Below are 17,753 nucleotides of genomic sequence, written 5' to 3'. Positions count from 1 at the left end.
TTCAGATTTCCTTGAAGCGGAAGTTTGATTTCGAGAGCTGATCGAGATTGTTTGCTGCCGGATCTCTGCCAGACAGATGTGCATTTGGGCCTCCCCGGAGCAACTCCGTCAGCATTTCCGACTGTCTGATTGAATTCCGGTGGATTGCCTTCAGATGTTCGAGCATCACTCCAAAGGCAAAAATCACAGCACCGCAAAATGCGTATAATAGGGCCGCGACCAGCCCTGCGGCAAAGCCACCGATGCCTCCAATAGCGAGCATCCAGACGGCCATCACGATCGCAAGGGCTATAACGAGGCCGCCGACAACTTTAAATAACCCCACCATATGTTAGCTCCTCTACAACTTATGATAACAATATTCTCGTTATACGTTGCATCATGACGAGCAAAAATCAACGTCAATTTATCGGTGTATTTTGATTTTGTTTACTCTTATGCGTGTTGCTTCTGAGGAGAGTTGACGTCTGATGCTGCGCCGGCTCTCTTTTGGACCTGCCGCGCGCACCTTTAACGCGCCTCGCAATGACACACGACAAGCATGGTTAACAAAAATTAGGTATTAATATCAGTCTTTTAGCCAGAATCGGTGTTATCGTGAAATTTTACATCTCATTAATTCACCTGTGGATATTAAGGGATCGTTTATGACCTTCTGGCATTCAATGGTCGCGATCAAGCAGTTGTTGTTTGCGTTAAAGAAGGCTTGACATCATGGACGACGATTTCTGGAAAGCTGTTCAGGAAAAAGAACAGTCCTATTCCACGTCGCGCAAGACGGGCGCGTTGAATATCGCTTTGCTGTTTGGAACGGCGGCGGTCGCGCTTTCGCTTATCCTGACGCCAATGCTGTCCGACAAATCCAAGTCGAACGTGCTTGCCAGCGCGCCTGAGCTCGACACCATGACGACCGGCTCCATTCAGCGAACGGAAGACGGCAAGCGTTACACTATCCGCCGCAGCGTCCTGCAACAGGAACCCGGTTCAGTCTGCATCGTCCAAGGCTATGGTGCCGATGGCGGCTGCTGATTGCTATAGAGGTTAAGCCTATCGGGTGCATGAACGCGCCGGATTCGCTCGTTTTCAAAAGCTAGGAGCTTGAAGCGTATGCGTTCCGTTCGGCGTTTTTTTAATGACAAGACCGGTGCTACGGTCATCGAATATGGCTTGATCGCCGCCCTTATGTCAGTGGCGATCATCAGCGGCTACGGCGCTTTTGCCGGCAGCCTGACAAACATATTCAACACCGTCTCCACCACGCTTAGCGGTCCGGCAACGCCGACGAACTGACGTCGCGTGTCCGGGCGGCCAGATCCAGCTCCGCCGATCCATCTATTGCTTGAGCTTGTGTTCCTCGACCTTCAGGGCATCGGCGAGCCGAGCCTTGGCCGAGCCCGGCTGTAACGGCTTCTGCTGGCTTTCATGCGGCGTCCAGCCAGAGGCGTAGATGATCGTGAAGGTCGCTCTTATTCTTCCGTCGGGATCGGAATAGCGTTCTGCGTAGAGCTCGGCCGCGCGCAGGAAGAAGGCGCGCGTCAGCGGCTTGCGGCTACGGTCGGCGAGCGGGTTGGTCATGCCCATGGCGCGCAGGTCGCGCATCAGCGCAAAGAGATTGTCGTAGCGCACCGTATAGCTCTCGGCATCGATCACCGGCAGGGTGAAGCCGGCGCGTTGCAGCAGTCCGCCAACATCGCGAACTTCCGCAAAGGGGATGACACGCGGGCTGGCGCCGCCGGTAAGCTCGATCTCGGTAGCAAGCAGCACGTCGCGTAGTTCCTGCAGCGTGCCCAGGCCAGGGATTGCGGCCAGAAACAGGCCATCAGCCTTCAGCGCGCGGCGCACCTGGATGAAGACGCCGGGCGTGTCGTTGGTGACATGCAGGCTGAGCGGCGACAGCACGAGATTGACGGATTCGGCTGCCAGCGGCAATTCCTCCAGCGGCGCCTTGATCAGCTCCTCGCCGGGAGCGGCAAAGCCGGCCTCGCCTTCGATGCGCCTGATATGGCCGATCTTGCCGGTCGCAAGCGCCTCGCGCGCCGCAATACCGGTCGCGCCATGCAGCTCGATCGCCTCGTCGAAATGCCGCTCGATGACGGAGAGCCGCTCTGCCAATTCGCGCGCGGCGATGTCCAGGAGGAAAGCGGCTTTCGTGTCTCCCTGTTTCAGCGCCCGGTGCCTGCGGGCGGCGAGCAGCGATTGGTCGAACACGATGTCCATGGCGGTTTCCTGCAATCTGATCTCATCGGCGCGGCCTTGCGGCCACGCATGTTTTCCCTTCGCAAAGCCTGCGGGAAAAAGCTAGTCTCAATCATATAGGCATTGTGGGGCGTATGGGCATCATCGGGGACGAAATCACGCTGTCGAGATTGCGGGCCGGCTTGGTGAAGCCGTGGCAGATGCTTGCCGATCTCGTCTATCCGCCCGCCTGTCCCGGCTGCGGCGCCTCGACGGGCGCGCATCGCAGCCTTTGCCCGACCTGCTGGTCCGGCGTCCGCTTCATCGAGCGACCCTATTGCGAAGTGCTGGGCAGCCCGTTTACCCACGATCTCGGCTCGGGGATCCTAAGCGCTGAAGCGATCGCCGATCCGCCCGTCTTCGACCGGCTGCGCTCCGCTGCCATTCACGACGGCGTCGTCCGCGATCTCGTGCTCGGACTTAAATATCGCGACCGCACCGATCTGGCGCCGATGATGGCGGGCTGGATGCTGCGCGCCAGCGACGGCATGGTGGCCGCCTGTGATGCGATCATTCCCGTGCCACTGCATCGGGCGCGGCTGTTCTCGCGCAAATACAATCAGGCAGCGGAACTGGCCCGGCATCTTGCCCGGCTCTCCGGCAAACCGCTGCTGGCGGCAACGCTATTGCGCACGAAACGGACGAGCCAGCAGGTCGGTCTCGGCGCGAAGGCGCGGCTGGATAATGTACGTGGTGCCTTCGCCATTCCGGAGGCCCGTACGGTCGATATTCTCGACCGTCGCGTCGTGCTGATCGACGATGTCTATACGACCGGTGCGACGGTGGCCGCTGCAACACGGGTGCTGAAAAAAGCTGGCGCCTCGGATGTGACGGTTTTGACCTTTGCAAGGGCTGTAGGCGAGCTTATATGACAGGTAACCTGTAATTTTCCCGGAGTGGATCATGGCATCCGTTGTCATCTATACGCGTGAGTTCTGCGGCTATTGCGCCCGGGCAAAATCCCTGCTCGAGTCCAAGGGCGTCGGCTATGTCGAACACAACGCCACCTATTCGCCCGAGTTGCGCCAGGAGATGATCGAGAAGGCCAAGGGCCACTCGACCTTCCCGCAGATCTTCATCAATGGCGAGCATGTCGGCGGATGCGATGATATTCATGCGCTCGATCGGGCCGGCAAGCTCGATCCGCTGCTCGCCGCCTGAGCTGGACCACACTCGGAGACAATGATGACCTTTAAAGCCGCTGCCATTCAGATGTGTTCCGGTGTCGATCCGGTGAAGAACGCCGCCGACATGGCGCGGCTGGTCCGCGAGGCCGCCGCGCAGGGTGCCGTTTATGTGCAGACGCCGGAAATGACCGGCGCGGTGCAGAAGGACCGGCCGGGCCTGCGCGCGATACTGCGCGACGAGGCCAATGACATCATCGTCAAGACGGCGTCGGACCTCGCCAAGGAACTCGGTATCCATGTGCATGTCGGCTCGACGGCGATCCCGCTCGACGATGGCAAGATTGCCAATCGCGGCTTTCTCTTCGGGCCGGATGGCAAGCTCATCAGCCGCTACGACAAGATCCACATGTTCGACGTCGATCTCGATAATGGTGAGAGCTGGCGCGAGAGCGCGGTCTATCGGCCCGGCTCGGAGGCGCGCATCGTGTCGCTGCCTTTCGCTGAGCTTGGGTTCTCCATCTGCTATGACGTGCGCTTTCCGCAGCTCTTCCGTGCCCAGGCCGTTGCCGGTGCCGAGGTGATGACGGTGCCGGCCGCCTTTACCCGGCAGACCGGCGAGGCGCATTGGGAAATTCTGCTCCGGGCGCGGGCGATCGAAAACGGCATGTTCGTCATCGCCGCCGCCCAGGCCGGCGTTCACGAGGATGGCCGCGAGACTTTCGGTCATTCGATGATCATCGACCCCTGGGGCAAGGTACTGGCGTCGGCAGGCGGCACCGGCGAGGCGGTCCTCGTCGCCGAGATCGATGTCGCGGCGGTCAAATCCGCCCATGACAAGATCCCCAATCTCAAGAATGCGCGTGAATTCTCGCTGGAGAAGATCGCGACGCCGGCGGCTGGAGGCGTCGCTGCTTGATCCGTTATTCGCTCAGCTGTGACAACGCCCATGAGTTCGAGGGCTGGTTTTCGGAAAGCGCCGATTTCGACCGTCAGGTCGCAAGCGGTTTCCTGACCTGCCCCGTCTGCAATTCGGGTGCGATCTCCAAACTCCTGATGGCGCCGTCGGTTTCCACCGCGCGCAAGAAGGACGAATTGCAGACGCTTGCCATGGACGCTGCCCGCAAGGAGGCGATGATCAAGCTCAAGGAGGCGGTCGACACCATCAAGGCGAATGCCGAGGATGTCGGCGCGAAATTCCCGGAAGAGGCCCGCAAGATCCATTATGGCGAGGCTGACGCCCGCGGGATCATCGGCAAGGCGACACCGGACGAAGCACAGGCGCTGGTCGAGGAAGGCATCGAGATCGCCGCCATTCCGGTTCTGCCGGATGATATCAACTGATGCCGCATGGCGGCAAACATCTCGCAATGTATAATTTTGGGCTGCATGTTGCGGCCTACGAGAGCCCTGCGGTCGAAGGGTTTCGTCTGCGGGAAGAGGCTAATTTCGAGGCCGCCGCTCGTGCCCATGGTTTCATCGGACGCTCCGGCTATGACGGAATGCCAGGCCCGGCATGCTGGGGCAAGCAGGTCTTCCCACGCTTTATTGATGGAAGTGGCTTTGCGACGGCACCATCCTCGCTTTCGCTCTGGACCGATATCGAATCCCTGATGGCTTTTTCCTATAGCGGCGTCCATGCCGATGCCCTGAAACATGCGCGGCACTGGAACGTGAAGCAAAGCTGGCCGGCACTGGTCCTGTGGTGGATTGACGCTGACGTCATCCCTGAATGGAAAGATGGTGTCCAGCGGCTGGAACGGCTTCACGATGAAGGGCCGAGTGCTTCGGCTTTCACCTTCAAGCAGTCCTATCTTGCCGACGGTAATCCGACGATGATCAATCGCATGCGCGTGAAAGAGATCGCGGCATCGAATGCCGCAGGCCAAAGCGATCTATTGGCGCATGTCCTGACGCTGAAAGCCTGATCCGGCAGCAGGGCGGTTTTCAGCCGGCCCGCTTCGCCAGTAGCATGTAGTTCACATCCATGTCCTTCGACAGGTTCCACCGGTCCTGCAGCGGCGAATAGAAGACGCCGGTGCGGGCGATGATGTCGAGGCCGTCGGCTGCGAGCGGCTTTTCGATTTCTTCCGGGCGGACGAGCTTTTCATATTGATGCGTGCCGCGCGGCAGCCAGCGCAGGACGTTTTCGGCGGCAAAGATAGCGAGTGCCGCCGCCTTCATGGTGCGGTTGATGGTGGCGACGTACATCAGGCCGCCGGGACGGACCATCTTGGCGCAGGTCGTGATGAAGAACTCGACATCGGCGACATGCTCGACCACTTCCATGTTGAGCACGATATCGAAGGTCTCGCCGGCCTCGGCCAGCTGCTCGGCGGTCACGGCGCGATAATCGACGGGAACGCCGGAGGCTTTCGCATGAGTCGAGGCGATGCCGATGTTCTTTTCGGAGGGGTCGGCGCCGACGACCGAGGCGCCCATGCGCGCCACCGGCTCCGACAGCAATCCGCCGCCGCAGCCGATATCGAGCACGCGCAGACCTTCCAGCGGCCGGGCGCTCTTCGGATCTCGGCCGAAATTCTCGCAGGCATGGTCGCGGATATAGGCAAGCCGCACCGGGTTGAACTTGTGCAGCGGCTTGAACTTGCCGGTCGGGCTCCACCATTCCGCCGCCATGGCGGAAAAGCGATCCACTTCGCTCTGGTCGATCGTGCTTTTCGCCGTTTCGCTCATGGTTCCGCTCCTTGGTCTGGGTGGCACTTCGTAGATGTGAAGTCGGACGATCGCAAGCCGATGTCAAGGGCCGAGGCGGTTCGACCGGCAGGCAGGATTGTGTTCGATGTTTGGGAAGGGCATCCGCGAAAGCTTGACAGCAAGGAGTTTCGTGGCCGATCAACTCTCCCTATTGTCAAATGGCCTTTTGGATCCAAGGCTATTGTGTCGCACTGGTATTCGGAGAGGGGGCTTCATGCGATCATTCTTTTACGCGGCGACAATCGTCGCCTCCTGTCTTGCGACCGGGACTGCATTTGCAGGCGACGGCAAGGGGTTTCGCCTGACGATCGATGGCGTGGAGGTGGGTATCAATCCGGGCGATACGCTTGATGTCACCACCAAGGACGGGCGCAAGCTTTCGGTAGACCTCCAGCGCAGCGACACGGTCACTTTTGCCGGCCCCAAGTTTTCCTTCGACCATGATGGCCAGTTCACGGTCGCGAAAAGCGATCTTGGCGATGGCATCACGCAATATGCCCTGTTGACGCCGATCGGCACCGGTATCATCGTCCAAGAATATAAAGGCTTCAATCCCTCCAGCATCACCGATTTCGTCCTGCAGCAGATGGTGCAGGAAAGCATCGACGGCGGCGCCAAGATGACGAAGGAAGCTACTCAGCGGACCCTGGCCGCCGGTAACGTGCTGAAGGGCGTCAAGGCGGAGACTGCGAACGCCAACGACGTCATGGATTATGAAATCGTTGCGACGGGTCGCCCGGACGGCGGCGTTCTTGTGGCAACCTTCGCCAACAGGGAAAACCTCCCCAAGGAAGGCGCGATCCTCGAGAGGCTCTGGTCGAGTATCAAAGTGGAGTATTAAAGAGAACTATTACACCGCGCCATGCTATTGCACCGGCCTGCCAAACTCGCTAAGAGACGCCCCCATTGAGATTAGGCTTTTCCGGCTCATGCAGCGGAAGGCTATTTAGCATGCCGGGCTCATCGCGTTTCGGCCGCCCGGCGCTGGTACTGGTAGAGGCACATGGCACGCATCGTGATGAAATTCGGCGGAACGTCCGTCGCGGATCTGGACCGTATCAAGAATGTCGCACGCCATGTGAAACGTGAAGTCGACGCGGGCCATGAGGTCGCGGTCGTCGTTTCCGCCATGTCTGGCAAGACCAATGAGCTGGTCGGCTGGGTGCAGAACATGCCGAAGGTCGCGGGCGCCGATCATTCGATCTATGATGCGCGCGAATATGACGCCATCGTCGCTTCCGGCGAACAGGTGACCTCCGGGCTCCTGGCGATTGCGTTGCAGGCGATGGGCATCAATGCCCGCTCCTGGCAGGGGTGGCAGATCCCGATCCGGACCGACAACGCCCATGGTGCTGCGCGCATTCTCGAGATTGAAGGCACGGAAATCATCCGACGCATGGGAGAAGGCCAGGTGGCTGTCGTCGCCGGCTTCCAGGGTCTTGGTCCGGACAATCGTCTCTCGACGCTTGGCCGTGGCGGATCCGATACCTCTGCCGTGGCGATCGCCGCTGCGGTGAAGGCCGATCGTTGCGATATCTATACCGATGTTGACGGCGTCTACACGACCGATCCGCGCATAGAGCCGAAGGCGCGGCGTCTGAAGAAGATCGCCTTCGAAGAAATGCTTGAAATGGCCTCGCTCGGCGCCAAGGTGCTGCAGGTGCGGTCGGTCGAGCTGGCCATGGTCTTTAAGGTCCGCACCTTCGTGCGCTCCTCATTTGAAGATCCCGATGCTCCGGGCATGGGCGATCTGTTGAACCCGCCCGGAACGCTGATTTGTGACGAGGAAGAAATCGTGGAACAGGAAGTAGTCACCGGTATTGCCTATGCCAAGGATGAAGCCCAGATCTCGCTGCGCCGTCTTGCCGACCGGCCGGGCGTCTCCGCCGCGATCTTCGGGCCTTTGGCCGAAAGCCACATCAACGTCGACATGATCGTCCAGAACATTTCCGAGGACGGTTCCAAGACCGACATGACCTTCACGGTTCCTTCGGGCGATGTCGAAAAGGCGCTGCGTGTTCTCGGCGATAACAAGGACAAGATCGGCTACGACGTCGTTCAAAACGAATCAGGTCTCGTCAAGGTCTCGGTCATCGGTATCGGCATGCGTTCGCACGCTGGCGTCGCTGCGACCGCTTTCCAGGCACTTGCCGAAAAAGGCATCAACATCAAGGCTATTACGACGTCGGAAATCAAGATTTCCATTCTCATCGACGGTCCTTATGCAGAACTCGCAGTCAGGACTTTGCATTCCTGCTACGGTCTGGATAAGAGTTGATAAAGGACTGCTGACAACGGACCGTGACGGAGGTGAGTTTCGGCCGGCCCTGACGTGGGCAAGACTGACGGCAATATCTTGATTTCGGGAGCTAGAGACGCAATGAGAGACCTATCCGGCGGTCCACGCGTTCTGCTCAAGCGGCTGCGCGAATTGATGGCGGAGCCGCTGGAGCCGCAGGAGCGTCTTGACCGGATCGTCCGCCAGATCGCCAGCAACATGGTCGCCGAGGTCTGCTCGGTCTACGTGCTGCGCGCCGACGGGGTGCTCGAACTCTACGCCACCGAGGGTCTGAACAAGGAAGCCGTCCATCTTTCGCAATTGAAGATGGGCCAGGGCCTGGTCGGCACCATCGCGGCTTCCGCCCAGCCGCTCAATCTCTCCGACGCGCAATCGCATCCCGCCTTCCGCTATCTCCCGGAAACCGGCGAAGAGGTCTACCACTCCTTCCTCGGCGTGCCGATCCTGCGCACCGGCCGTTCTCTCGGCGTTCTTGTCGTGCAGAACAAGGCAAGCCGCAACTATCGCGAAGAAGAGCTGGAAGCGCTCGAGACGACCGCGATGGTGCTGGCCGAGATGATCGCCACCGGCGAGCTGAAGAAGATCACCAAGCCGGGCCTCGAGCTCGATCTTACCCGTTCGGTCACCATCGACGGCGACAGCTACAATGAAGGCATCGGCCTTGGCTACGTCGTGCTGCACGAGCCGCGCATCGTTGTTACCAATCTGCTGAACGAGGATACCGACAAGGAAATCGGCCGGCTGGCCGAGGCGCTCGGCTCGCTGCGCATCTCCATCGACGACATGCTCTCGCGGCGCGACGTTTCCATGGAGGGTGAGCACCGCGAGGTTCTGGAAACCTACCGCATGTTCGCCCACGACCAGGGCTGGGTGCGCAAGCTCGAAGAGGCGATCCGCAACGGCCTGACCGCGGAAGCTGCGGTCGAGAAGGTGCAGAGCGACACCAAGGCGCGGATGATGCGCCTGACCGATCCCTATCTGCGCGAGCGCATGCATGATTTCGAGGATCTGGCCAACCGGCTGCTCCGGCAGCTTACCGGCTATTCCGGGCGCACGGCGGCCGACGGCTTCCCGACAGATGCCGTGATTTTTGCGCGCGCCATGGGTGCCGCTGAGCTGCTCGATTATCCGCGCGCCAATATTCGCGGTCTGGTGCTCGAAGAGGGCGCCGTCACCAGTCACGTCGTCATCGTTGCGCGTGCCATGGGCATTGCGGTCGTCGGCCAGGCGGCCGGCGTCGTGGCTCTCGCCGAAAACGGCGATTCCGTCATCATCGATGGCGATGGTGGTCATGTGCACCTGCGGCCGATGGCCGATCACCTGCGTTCCTATGAAGAAAAGGTGCGTTTCCGTGCCCGCCGACAGGAGCAGTTCCGCGCCCTGCGTTCGGTCGAGCCGGTCACCAGGGACGGGCAGCGTATTTCGCTGATGATGAATGCAGGTCTGCTGGTCGATCTGCCGCAGCTTGCCGAATCGGGCGCGGAAGGCATCGGCCTGTTCCGTACCGAGCTGCAATTCATGATCGCCTCGACCATGCCGAAGGCGGAGGAGCAGGAAGCCTTCTATCGCAGCGTGCTGAAGCAGGCGGGCGGGCGTGTCGTCACTTTCAGGACGCTCGATATCGGCGGCGATAAGGTCGTGCCTTATTTCCGCGCCCATGAGGAAGAGAACCCGGCGCTCGGCTGGCGCGCCATTCGCCTGTCGCTCGACCGGCCCGGCTTGCTCCGCACACAGTTGCGCGCCATGCTGAAGGCGGCGGCCGACGGCGAATTGAAGATGATGGTGCCGATGGTCACGGAGGTCTCCGAGATCGAGGCAGTGCGCGAGCTTTTACAGAAGGAAGTGCAGCACCTGTCGCGCTTCGGTCATGCCCTGCCGCGCAAGCTGCAATTCGGCGCCATGCTGGAAGTGCCGGCGCTGCTCTGGCAGCTCGACGAGCTGATGGCGGCGGTCGATTTCGTCTCGGTCGGCTCCAACGATCTCTTCCAGTTCTCGATGGCGGTCGATCGTGGCAATGCACGCGTGTCGGACCGTTTCGATCCGCTCGGGCGTCCGTTCCTGCGCATCCTGCGCGACATCGTGCGTGCCGGCGAACGCAACAAGACGCCGGTGACGCTCTGCGGCGAACTTGCCGGCAAGACGATTTCGGCGATGGCGCTGCTGGGCCTCGGCTTCCGCTCGGTATCGATGTCGCCCGCTTCCATCGGCCCGGTCAAGGCGATGCTGCTGGGTCTCGATCTCCAGGCGTTGTCGAAGGTGATGGAGGAGGCGCTGGACGACAAGCGCCCGACGGCCTCGATGCGAGAGATCCTTGCCGGCTTCGCCGAGAGCCACAATATTCCGTTGTAGACAGAACAAATAAGAAGAATTGGAGTGTGGGGTGGCAAACCTTCCCATTGAAAAAATGCGCGAATTGGAACGCCGTTTCGGCGAGATCGAAGCGCGTATGTCCGCCGGTCCGGCGGCGGATGTCTATGTGAAGCTTGCTTCCGAATATTCCGAATTGCAGCCGGTCGTCGCCAAGATCCGCGACTATGAGAAGGCGATTGCCGAGGCTTCGGATCTGGAAGCCATGCTCGCCGACAAGTCGGTCGACCGCGAGATGCGCGATCTCGCCGATATGGAGCTGCCCGAGGTCAAGGAGCGGATCGAGGCGCTGGAGCAGGATATCCAGATCTTGCTGCTGCCGAAGGACGCGGCCGACGAAAAGAGCGCGATCCTCGAAATCCGCGCCGGAACCGGCGGCTCGGAAGCCGCCCTGTTCGGCGGCGATCTCTTCCGCATGTATGAGCGCTTCGCCGCGAACAATGGTTGGAAAGTCGAAATCCTTTCGGCCAGTGACGGCGAAGCCGGCGGCTACAAGGAAGTCATCGCGACGATCACCGGCAAGGGCGTGTTCTCGCGGCTGAAATTCGAATCCGGCGTGCATCGCGTGCAGCGCGTGCCGGCAACCGAGGCGGGCGGGCGCATCCACACGTCGGCGGCAACCGTCGCGGTGCTGCCGGAAGCCGAGGAAATCGATATCGAAGTTCGTGCCGAGGACATCCGTATCGATACCATGCGCTCTTCCGGCGCTGGCGGCCAGCACGTCAATACGACAGACTCTGCGGTGCGCATCACCCATCTTCCCTCGGGGATCGTGGTGACGAGTTCGGAAAAGTCGCAGCACCAGAACCGCGCCAAGGCAATGCAGGTGCTGCGTTCACGCCTCTTCGACATGGAGCGCCAGCGCGCCGATAATGAACGGTCTGCCGACCGCAAGAGCCAGGTTGGTTCCGGCGACCGCTCCGAACGCATCCGCACCTATAATTTTCCACAGGGACGCATCACCGACCATCGCATCAACCTGACGCTCTATAAGCTCGACCGGATGATGGAAGGCGAGATCGATGAAGTGGTCGATGCGCTTCGCGCCGACCATCAGGCGAGCCAACTCGCCCAACTCGGCGAACAGCGATGAGCGGCGGGCCGGGAGCAACCGTCGCTGGACTGTTCCAGGAGGTGCGCGCCCGTTTCATCGAGGCCGATCTCGATGATCCCGCAACGGAGGCCCGAATCCTCGTCGTCGGTCTTCTTCATTTGTCATCGACTGAACTGGTCACGCGCGGTGCCGAGGTCGTGGCGCCGGATCGCGCGGAGGCAGTGTGCGCGGCGATCGCGCGCCGGCTCAATCACGAACCGGTGCATCGTATCCTAGGCGAGCGAGAGTTCTATGGCCTGCCCATGACGCTGTCAGCTGCAACACTGGAGCCGCGCCCCGATACGGAAATCCTGGTCGATACCGTGCTGCCGCACGCGCGACGTCTTGCAGCGGAATATGGGACTATCGACCTATTGGACATGGGCACGGGCACGGGGGCCATCTGTCTCGCACTGCTGCATGAATGTCCGCAGGCAATGGGCATCGGCTCCGATATTTCCGGTGAAGCTTTGGAGACGGCGCGGGCGAATGCGGTGCGCAATGGCTTGGCGGCACGGTTTGAGACGGTGCAGGGAAGCTGGTTTGAAGCCATCCACGGTCGATTTCACGTGATTGTCTCAAATCCGCCCTATATTGAGTCCAGTGTCATTTCCACTCTCGCTCCTGAAGTAAAGAATTTCGATCCTCCGGCAGCTCTCGACGGTGGCCTTGACGGGCTGGATGCCTACAGAGCAATTGCAGAGGATGCGGCGCGGTTTCTGCACCGAGATGGTATTGTCGGCGTGGAGATCGGTTATGATCAGCGCAAGACGGTGACTTCGGTTTTTGAAGGAGCAGGATTTTTCCTTATCGAAGCGGCCCGGGACTATGGGCACAACGATCGGGTGCTCTTGTTTCAATATCACCACTAACGCGACAATTTGCAGCAGGCTCATGAGACCTTGTTGTTATCGCAAAGAAAAGGCTTGGATTTCCCGAGGAAGCGATATAGGTTCCCCTCACGCGTTGGGCTGCTGGGAATAGGCGAAACGATTCGCCTGTCTTGGATAGCCTCGGGGATCCGCTCTCTGATAAGAGTGTCAAAGGTTGAAGATAACCCAATGCGTGATCAGTTAATCTGACGTAGTCGAGCGGCAGACAGGCGCTTAAGGCGCGGTTTGCTTGCGGCACGCAGGCTCTGGCTTGGAAGATTCCGGCCACGGCGGCAGGTGCCGTGTATAATTTCATCCCAACTAAGAAAATTCAGGTGAAGGATCTATGAGGCCAGGACAGCAAAATAAGCGCGGTCGGGGGCGTGGTAACAACAACGGCAGCGGCGGCGGAAACAACAACAATAATAACAACAACAATAACAATTTTAACCGCAAGGGCTCGAACCCACTGACCCGGACTTACGACAGCTCCGGTCCCGATGTGAAAATCCGCGGAACCGCACAGCATATCGCCGAGAAGTACGCGACACTTGCTCGCGATTCTCACAGCTCCGGCGACCGCGTCATGGCGGAAAACTATCTTCAGCACGCTGAACATTACAATCGGATCATTGCCAGCGCCCAGGCGCAGATGCAGGAACGTTTCCAGCGCGACGAACAGCAGAATCCTAACGATCGTGACAATTCCGATCGTGACAATTCTGACCGCGACATGGATGACATGGATGCGAACGACAACGATATGGACGATCAGCCGCAGATGGCACCGCCTCCGGTGCGTGTCCGTGCTCCTGCTCCTGCACCAGTTGTCGTTGCCGCGCCCGCGCCCGAGGTTATCGACGGCACCGGCCCGCAGCCGGTGATCGAAGGCATTCCGGCCGAAGTTGCGATCGAGGAAGAAACGCCCGTCGCTTCCGGCGAACGCCAGCCCCGCCGTCGCAACGCCGGCAATCGTCCCCGTCGCCAGCCGCGCCGCAGCGCCGATGCCGAAGGTCAGGCCGAAGGCGAAGCTACTCCGAGCGAGGCCCCCGCACTGGTGGAAGCCGGCACGGAGTGAGGACTATTCGGATGTGCAGGTCGTTGCCGTAAAGGCGGGACCGGTCATATATCTGCAAAAACCCCGGTCTAGGCCGGGGTTTTTTCGTTTCCGGCACCCTTTAAACTCCTCAAATCCCCTCCCATATTCTCCCCTGTTGCCTTGCCGTAAATCTCAATCGGCGGCGGGCGGGGTCTGCCTTTTCAGGGGGCTCAATCTCAATCATCGGTCTGTGCCAGTCTGGGCAGGGCGATTCATGGAGGTCTACTATGAATATTGAAAAATACTCCGAGCGCGTGCGCGGCTTTTTACAGTCCGCGCAAACCAATGCTTTGTCGCAAGGAAACCAGCAATTCACGCCTGAGCATGTGCTGAAGGTGCTTCTGGACGACGACCAGGGCATGGCCGCCTCGTTGATCGAGCGCGCCGGCGGCGACGCCAAAGCTGCGCGGCTTGCCAATGACACCGCACTTGCCAAACTGCCGAAAGTGTCCGGCGGCGACGGCCAGGTCTATCTCTCGCAGCCGCTCGCCAAGGTCTTTACCACGGCCGAAGACGCCGCCAAGAAGGCCGGCGACAGCTTCGTCACGGTCGAACGCCTGTTGCAGGCATTGGCCATCGAGTCTTCGGCATCGACCTCGGCCACGCTGAAGAAGGCCGGCGTTACGCCAGCTGGGCTCAACCAGGTCATCAACGATATCCGCAAGGGCCGCACCGCCGATTCCGCCAACGCGGAACAGGGCTTCGATTCCCTGAAGAAATATGCCCGCGATCTCACCGCCGAGGCCCGCGAGGGCCGGCTCGATCCGGTGATCGGTCGTGACGACGAAATCCGTCGTACCATCCAGGTCCTGTCCCGGCGCACGAAGAACAATCCCGTGCTGATCGGCGAACCCGGCGTCGGCAAGACTGCGATCGTCGAAGGTCTGGCGCTGCGCATCGTCAATGGCGATGTGCCGGAGAGCCTCAAGGACAAGAAGCTGATGGCGCTCGATTTGGGTGCCTTGATTGCCGGTGCGAAGTTCCGCGGCGAGTTCGAGGAACGGCTGAAGGCCGTGCTCAATGAGGTGCAGTCGGAAAACGGCGAGATCATCCTGTTCATCGACGAGATGCACACGCTGGTTGGAGCCGGTAAGGCCGATGGCGCCATGGATGCCTCCAACCTTTTGAAGCCGGCGCTTGCGCGCGGCGAGCTGCATTGTGTTGGCGCGACCACGCTTGATGAATATCGCAAGCATGTCGAGAAGGATCCGGCGCTTGCCCGTCGTTTCCAGCCTGTCATGGTCGAGGAACCGACGGTCGAAGACACGATCTCGATCCTGCGCGGCCTGAAGGAAAAATACGAGCAGCATCACAAGGTCCGCATCGCCGATGCCGCCCTGGTGGCCGCCGCAACCCTGTCGAACCGCTACATTACCGACCGCTTCCTGCCGGACAAGGCCATCGACCTTATGGATGAGGCCGCGGCACGCCTGCGCATGCAGGTGGATTCGAAGCCGGAAGAGCTCGACGAACTCGATCGCCGTATCATCCAGCTGAAGATCGAGCGCGAAGCGCTGAAGAAGGAAACCGACCAGGCCTCGGCCGACCGGCTGAAGCGGCTGGAGACCGAGCTCACCTCGCTGGAAGAGGAGGCCGATGCGCTGACCGCGCGCTGGCAGGCCGAGAAGCAGAAGCTGGGTCTTGCCGCCGATCTGAAGAAGCAGCTCGACGAAGCCCGCAACGAATTGGCCATTGCGCAGCGCAAGGGTGAATTCCAGCGCGCCGGCGAGCTTGCCTATGGCGTGATCCCCAATCTGGAAAAGGATCTCCAGACTGCCGAAGAGCAGGATGGCGGTCGCGATTCCATGGTGCAAGAAGTGGTCACCGCTGACAACATCGCCCATATCGTCTCTCGCTGGACCGGGATTCCCGTGGACAAGATGCTGGAGGGCGAGCGCGACAAGCTGCTTCGGATGGAAGACGAGCTGGCGAAGTGGGTCGTTGGCCAGGGCGATGCCGTCCAGGCGGTGTCGCGCGCCGTTCGTCGCTCGCGCGCCGGCCTGCAGGATCCGAACCGGCCGATCGGCTCGTTCATCTTCCTCGGCCCGACCGGCGTCGGCAAGACGGAGCTCACCAAGGCGCTTGCCCGATTCCTCTTTGACGATGATACGGCCATGGTGCGCATGGACATGTCGGAATATATGGAGAAACACTCCGTTGCCCGGCTGATCGGCGCTCCTCCCGGCTATGTCGGCTATGAAGAAGGCGGTGCGCTGACAGAGGCCGTCCGTCGCCGGCCCTATCAGGTCGTGCTGTTCGACGAGATCGAGAAGGCGCATCCCGATGTCTTCAACGTTCTGCTCCAGGTTCTGGACGACGGGCGCTTGACCGACGGACAGGGCCGCACGGTCGATTTCCGCAATACCATGATCATCATGACCTCGAACCTAGGTGCCGAATACCTGACCCAGCTTAAAGAAGGCGAGGACAGCGACCAGGTGCGCGAGCAGGTGATGGATGTGGTGCGTGCGCATTTCCGGCCGGAATTCCTGAACCGCGTCGATGAGATCATCCTGTTCCATCGCTTGAAGCGCGAAGAGATGGGGGCGATCGTCGATATCCAGCTCGAGCGGCTCCTGAAGCTGCTGTCGGAGCGCAAGATCGCGCTCGAACTCGACGAGGATGCCCGCAATTGGCTCGCCAACAAGGGTTACGATCCGGTCTATGGCGCAAGGCCGCTGAAGCGGGTGATCCAGAAGTACGTTCAGGATCCGCTCGCCGAGCAGATCCTCTCCGGCCAATTGCCGGATGGGTCGCGCGTGCTCGTCACCAGCGGCTCCGACAGGTTGCTGTTCCGCCCGCGCCAGCCGGTCAACGAAGCGGCGTAAGCGACGCCGTCGTGATTTGACTCTATGAAATGGCGGCTCTCGGGCCGCCATTTTTCGTCCGAGGCCTGTGTCGAAATCGCCTTGCCGCCGCAAGGCTCTTCGGCGAAGCTGGCATGGCGTTGGAGAATCGCTCGGGGAGGGGACATCATGCTGGTTATCTTCGGTGGCCTGCCGGGCAGCGGTAAAACCACCATCGCGCAAGCCTTGGCGAAGCGGCTGGAGGCTGTGTATGTCCGGGTCGATACGATCGAGCAGGCATTGCGAGCTTCCGATGTTCTGAAATTGGATGAAGGCCCGGCCGGCTATATGATTGCCTATGGTGTCGCCGAGGACAATCTCAAGCTGGGGCAGACGGTCGTCGCGGATTCGGTCAATTCCATCCATGTCACGCGCGACGCCTGGCTGTCGGTCGCAAAGCGGGCCGGCACGCGCGCGGTCGAAGTGGAAGTTGTCTGCTCGGACAGGGTCGAGCATCGCCGGCGTGCTGAAACGCGCGTGACGGATGTCGAAGGGTTGGTAAAACCGACATGGGATGAGATCGTCAACCGGACCTATGACGACTGGAGCACCCGCCCGATCGTCGTCGATACCGCCCATAAATCCGTGGATGACCTTATTGCCGAACTGATGGTCCAGCTGGGGCATACCCAGGACTGAAATCTCTGGTTGCCATCCCGGCGCTCAAACGCCCGAGGGTTAGTCCTTGCTTGCAACCTGCTTCGACTTTTCATCGCTCAGGAGCGTGTCGATACGCTTGCGTTCGTCCTGGAATTTGGCGAGCGCATCGCCGCCCAAGGTCTTGCCGCCGGGAAGACGGATGCGCAGCGGATCGACCTTGGTGCCGTTGACGATTAGCTCGTAATGCAGGTGCGGCCCGGTCGCCAGACCCGTGGAGCCGATGAAGCCGATGACCTGGCCCTGCACCACCTTAGCGCCGGGAACCACGCCCTTGGCGATGGCGCTCTGATGGTTGTAGGAGGAGACATAGCCATTGGCATGACGGATCAACGTCTGATTGCCGAAGCCGCCGGAATCCCAGCCGGCCTTTTCGACGATGCCGTTGCCGGCCGAGATGATCGGCGTGCCGCGGGGGGCTGCCCAGTCGACGCCGGTATGCATGC

General features: G+C 60.5%; 19 protein-coding genes (1 of these 19 running past the window's edge). 15 read left to right on the top strand and 4 right to left on the bottom strand.

Translation table 11 applies throughout. The features are described 5' to 3' along the window. Position 1 precedes the first annotated feature (1 nt). Positions 2 to 328 (bottom strand): hypothetical protein, encoded by a 327-nt coding sequence (locus tag HB780_RS23015; RefSeq protein ID WP_183697011.1) that lies wholly within the window; start codon positions 326 to 328, stop codon positions 2 to 4. A gap of 386 nt (positions 329 to 714) precedes the next feature. Here HB780_RS23015 and HB780_RS23010 point away from each other — a divergent pair, with 386 nt between their 5' ends. Further along, on the top strand, positions 715 to 1,029 hold the full coding sequence (locus tag HB780_RS23010) for a hypothetical protein (RefSeq protein ID WP_183697007.1): 315 nt from the start codon (positions 715 to 717) through the stop codon (positions 1,027 to 1,029). A gap of 78 nt (positions 1,030 to 1,107) precedes the next feature. Continuing rightward, positions 1,108 to 1,290, top strand: coding sequence for a Flp family type IVb pilin (locus tag HB780_RS23005; RefSeq protein WP_047465828.1), 183 nt, complete (start codon positions 1,108 to 1,110; stop codon positions 1,288 to 1,290). A 42-nt stretch (positions 1,291 to 1,332) separates the two neighbouring features. Here the strand turns inward: HB780_RS23005 and HB780_RS23000 are convergent, their stop codons facing one another. Then, positions 1,333 to 2,217, bottom strand: a complete 885-nt coding sequence (locus HB780_RS23000) for a class I SAM-dependent methyltransferase (RefSeq protein WP_183697004.1) — start codon at positions 2,215 to 2,217, stop codon at positions 1,333 to 1,335. Positions 2,218 to 2,330: 113 nt separating this feature from the next. Here HB780_RS23000 and HB780_RS22995 point away from each other — a divergent pair, with 113 nt between their 5' ends. From HB780_RS22995 to HB780_RS22975, 5 genes are read left to right on the top strand one after another with little or no spacing between them, the layout of a single operon-like run. Then, positions 2,331 to 3,107: a ComF family protein gene (locus HB780_RS22995; RefSeq protein WP_183697001.1), complete on the top strand. Its 777-nt coding sequence runs from the start codon at positions 2,331 to 2,333 to the stop codon at positions 3,105 to 3,107. 31 nt (positions 3,108 to 3,138) lie between these two features. After that, positions 3,139 to 3,396 carry a glutaredoxin 3 gene (gene grxC, locus HB780_RS22990; RefSeq protein WP_183696998.1) on the top strand — a complete coding sequence of 86 codons (258 nt, stop codon included), beginning with the start codon at positions 3,139 to 3,141 and terminating at the stop codon, positions 3,394 to 3,396. A 24-nt stretch (positions 3,397 to 3,420) separates the two neighbouring features. Then, positions 3,421 to 4,278, top strand: coding sequence for a carbon-nitrogen hydrolase family protein (locus HB780_RS22985; RefSeq protein ID WP_183697399.1), 858 nt, complete (start codon positions 3,421 to 3,423; stop codon positions 4,276 to 4,278). Beyond that, on the top strand, positions 4,275 to 4,703 hold the full coding sequence (locus HB780_RS22980) for a DUF1178 family protein (RefSeq protein ID WP_183696995.1): 429 nt from the start codon (positions 4,275 to 4,277) through the stop codon (positions 4,701 to 4,703). Before HB780_RS22985 ends, HB780_RS22980 begins: the two co-directional genes overlap by 4 nt. Further along, positions 4,703 to 5,287, top strand: coding sequence for a DUF3291 domain-containing protein (locus tag HB780_RS22975; RefSeq protein ID WP_183696992.1), 585 nt, complete (start codon positions 4,703 to 4,705; stop codon positions 5,285 to 5,287). The genes HB780_RS22980 and HB780_RS22975 overlap by 1 nt, the downstream gene beginning before the upstream one ends. 19 nt (positions 5,288 to 5,306) lie before the next feature. Here HB780_RS22975 and ubiG read toward each other — a convergent pair whose 3' ends face one another. Then, positions 5,307 to 6,053 (bottom strand): bifunctional 2-polyprenyl-6-hydroxyphenol methylase/3-demethylubiquinol 3-O-methyltransferase UbiG, encoded by a 747-nt coding sequence (gene ubiG / locus HB780_RS22970; RefSeq protein WP_183696989.1) that lies wholly within the window; start codon positions 6,051 to 6,053, stop codon positions 5,307 to 5,309. 235 nt (positions 6,054 to 6,288) lie between these two features. On the opposite strand from ubiG, the gene HB780_RS22965 reads away from it, so the two are divergent. The 8 genes from HB780_RS22965 to HB780_RS22930 all read left to right on the top strand — a co-directional run bounded on the left by HB780_RS22965 (position 6,289) and on the right by HB780_RS22930 (position 17,289). Beyond that, positions 6,289 to 6,915, top strand: coding sequence for a hypothetical protein (locus HB780_RS22965; RefSeq protein ID WP_286203173.1), 627 nt, complete (start codon positions 6,289 to 6,291; stop codon positions 6,913 to 6,915). A 162-nt stretch (positions 6,916 to 7,077) separates the two neighbouring features. Next, entirely contained in the window at positions 7,078 to 8,352 is a 1,275-nt protein-coding gene (locus HB780_RS22960) for an aspartate kinase (protein ID WP_183696986.1), read from the top strand. 102 nt (positions 8,353 to 8,454) lie between these two features. Then, on the top strand, positions 8,455 to 10,722 hold the full coding sequence (gene ptsP, locus HB780_RS22955) for a phosphoenolpyruvate--protein phosphotransferase (protein ID WP_183696983.1): 2,268 nt from the start codon (positions 8,455 to 8,457) through the stop codon (positions 10,720 to 10,722). 31 nt (positions 10,723 to 10,753) lie between these two features. Beyond that, complete coding sequence (prfA, locus tag HB780_RS22950; RefSeq protein ID WP_183696980.1) at positions 10,754 to 11,833, top strand: peptide chain release factor 1; 1,080 nt, start codon at positions 10,754 to 10,756, stop codon at positions 11,831 to 11,833. Next, positions 11,830 to 12,705, top strand: coding sequence for a peptide chain release factor N(5)-glutamine methyltransferase (gene prmC, locus HB780_RS22945; RefSeq protein ID WP_183696977.1), 876 nt, complete (start codon positions 11,830 to 11,832; stop codon positions 12,703 to 12,705). The genes prfA and prmC overlap by 4 nt, the downstream gene beginning before the upstream one ends. Before the next feature lie 346 nt (positions 12,706 to 13,051). Then, positions 13,052 to 13,783 carry a DUF4167 domain-containing protein gene (locus tag HB780_RS22940; RefSeq protein ID WP_183696974.1) on the top strand — a complete coding sequence of 244 codons (732 nt, stop codon included), beginning with the start codon at positions 13,052 to 13,054 and terminating at the stop codon, positions 13,781 to 13,783. A 248-nt stretch (positions 13,784 to 14,031) separates the two neighbouring features. Next, positions 14,032 to 16,632, top strand: coding sequence for an ATP-dependent chaperone ClpB (gene clpB, locus HB780_RS22935; RefSeq protein ID WP_183696972.1), 2,601 nt, complete (start codon positions 14,032 to 14,034; stop codon positions 16,630 to 16,632). 147 nt (positions 16,633 to 16,779) lie between these two features. Next, the gene (locus HB780_RS22930) at positions 16,780 to 17,289 is read left to right on the top strand and encodes a P-loop nucleotide/nucleoside kinase family protein (protein ID WP_183696969.1); all 510 of its coding nucleotides are present in this window, start codon (positions 16,780 to 16,782) and stop codon (positions 17,287 to 17,289) included. Between the two features lie 39 nt (positions 17,290 to 17,328). Here HB780_RS22930 and HB780_RS22925 read toward each other — a convergent pair whose 3' ends face one another. Continuing rightward, on the bottom strand, positions 17,329 to 17,753 hold the 3' end of the coding sequence (locus HB780_RS22925; RefSeq protein WP_183696966.1) for a M23 family metallopeptidase. It continues 1,525 nt past the right edge of the window; the window shows 425 of its 1,950 coding nt (coding positions 1,526-1,950); the start codon falls outside the window, past its right edge; the stop codon is at positions 17,329 to 17,331.

The sequence above is a fragment of the Rhizobium lusitanum genome (genome assembly GCF_014189535.1).
Lineage (GTDB): Bacteria > Pseudomonadota > Alphaproteobacteria > Rhizobiales > Rhizobiaceae > Rhizobium > Rhizobium lusitanum_C.
This window is presented reverse-complemented; position numbering and strand designations above follow the sequence as displayed.

Excerpts from the sequence above, each read along its gene's own strand:
- HB780_RS23015 (WP_183697011.1), bottom strand. The coding sequence starts at position 328 with ATGGTGGGGTTATTTAAAGTTGTCGGCGGCCTCGTTATAGCCCTTGCG.
- HB780_RS23010 (WP_183697007.1), top strand. The coding sequence starts at position 715 with ATGGACGACGATTTCTGGAAAGCTGTTCAGGAAAAAGAACAGTCCTAT.
- HB780_RS23005 (WP_047465828.1), top strand. The coding sequence starts at position 1,108 with ATGCGTTCCGTTCGGCGTTTTTTTAATGACAAGACCGGTGCTACGGTC.
- HB780_RS23000 (WP_183697004.1), bottom strand. The coding sequence starts at position 2,217 with ATGGACATCGTGTTCGACCAATCGCTGCTCGCCGCCCGCAGGCACCGG.
- HB780_RS22995 (WP_183697001.1), top strand. The coding sequence starts at position 2,331 with ATGGGCATCATCGGGGACGAAATCACGCTGTCGAGATTGCGGGCCGGC.
- grxC (WP_183696998.1), top strand. The coding sequence starts at position 3,139 with ATGGCATCCGTTGTCATCTATACGCGTGAGTTCTGCGGCTATTGCGCC.
- HB780_RS22985 (WP_183697399.1), top strand. The coding sequence starts at position 3,421 with ATGACCTTTAAAGCCGCTGCCATTCAGATGTGTTCCGGTGTCGATCCG.
- HB780_RS22975 (WP_183696992.1), top strand. The coding sequence starts at position 4,703 with ATGCCGCATGGCGGCAAACATCTCGCAATGTATAATTTTGGGCTGCAT.
- ubiG (WP_183696989.1), bottom strand. The coding sequence starts at position 6,053 with ATGAGCGAAACGGCGAAAAGCACGATCGACCAGAGCGAAGTGGATCGC.
- HB780_RS22965 (WP_286203173.1), top strand. The coding sequence starts at position 6,289 with ATGCGATCATTCTTTTACGCGGCGACAATCGTCGCCTCCTGTCTTGCG.
- HB780_RS22960 (WP_183696986.1), top strand. The coding sequence starts at position 7,078 with ATGGCACGCATCGTGATGAAATTCGGCGGAACGTCCGTCGCGGATCTG.
- ptsP (WP_183696983.1), top strand. The coding sequence starts at position 8,455 with ATGAGAGACCTATCCGGCGGTCCACGCGTTCTGCTCAAGCGGCTGCGC.
- prmC (WP_183696977.1), top strand. The coding sequence starts at position 11,830 with ATGAGCGGCGGGCCGGGAGCAACCGTCGCTGGACTGTTCCAGGAGGTG.
- HB780_RS22940 (WP_183696974.1), top strand. The coding sequence starts at position 13,052 with ATGAGGCCAGGACAGCAAAATAAGCGCGGTCGGGGGCGTGGTAACAAC.
- clpB (WP_183696972.1), top strand. The coding sequence starts at position 14,032 with ATGAATATTGAAAAATACTCCGAGCGCGTGCGCGGCTTTTTACAGTCC.
- HB780_RS22930 (WP_183696969.1), top strand. The coding sequence starts at position 16,780 with ATGCTGGTTATCTTCGGTGGCCTGCCGGGCAGCGGTAAAACCACCATC.